Genomic DNA, 1130 nt, shown 5'->3' on the forward strand with positions numbered 1-1130 from the left:
AACTGGGGCAACCGGTATAGGGTTGGCTCCTATTTCAATTATATTCGACTCGACTGTACATTCTCCAGATATGACAACACGCTTGAACCATGATCGTTGCGTTAAATTACCAGGGTTATAGTTAGGATCAGTAGAACGTTGTAGCTCATTAAAGCCTTCGGAAGCATTAACGATACTGCCAAACCAAACATAGGTGTAAGTACCATCTCCTCCTGTTGGTGCTGCGCCGCTTAACTCGCCTGGTGATGAGCCTGAACAAACTTCAGCTACAAGAGAACTAATTATGTCTCCTCCTATCAATGCTGGTGTTACTGTAATAGAAACAGGAGTTCGGGCTGAGCTGGAGCATCCGTGTGCATTAACACTTTCTACATAAAACGTGGAAGAAGTAAAAGCTGTGGTTGCAAATGAAACACCTGTTGGGTCTGAGTTTGCCAGCAAGTTGCCTCCTGATGGCGCATCGTACCATTGGTATTTAAGGTTATTATCAGGACTTGAGACTTGTAAAGTAACATCAGAACCATAGCAAACGGAAGCATCGGAAACAGAAGGAGCCTCTGGCAAGGGGGAAACTTCTATTTTAATTGTATTGCTGACTAATTCCTGACAGGGATCAGCATATATCATTCGTCTGAACCATGTATTATCAGAAAAGCTGCCAAGGGGGGTGTAGTCTTGGTTATTGTTAACTCCTGGAGCATCCGTAAATATATTTCCATCCTGGCTTATCTGCCAGAGGTAACGGTAAGCAACTTCGCCTCCGGTGCTTGTTGGTTTTGTGCCTGTTAGCACAGCAGCAGTGCTCCCACTACAGATTATTTGGTCTGTACTAATGCTGTTATTGTCAAGAGCAGGTATGACCGTTACAGTGACTTCCTGCCCAGGTCCTTCGCAACCTGCTGCGTTTACTGCTTTAACTGTATAAGTAATGTTAGAAGTAAGTGCAGGCGTTTGAAATGGGTTTTCAGTAGAGACAGCTTCGCCTGCTTCATTATACCAGTTAAAGTTTACTGTATTATCTGTTGACGTTGCTGTGAGTGTAGTAGTAGTGTTATAGCAAATAGTTTGTACACCTGTAACAGAAGGAATACCTGGTACAGGATTCACGACTATTAGGATCTCTTTAGAAG

General features: G+C 43.4%; 1 protein-coding gene. It reads right to left on the reverse strand.

Translation table 11 applies throughout. The annotated features are described in order from the left end of the window. On the reverse strand, positions 1-1107 hold a 1107-nt coding region (locus tag LN995_RS21660; RefSeq protein WP_449581420.1), incomplete at its 3' end, for an immunoglobulin domain-containing protein. Positions 1108-1130 lie beyond the last annotated feature (23 nt).

This window comes from Pontibacter silvestris (assembly GCF_020907275.1).
GTDB lineage: Bacteria > Bacteroidota > Bacteroidia > Cytophagales > Hymenobacteraceae > Pontibacter > Pontibacter silvestris.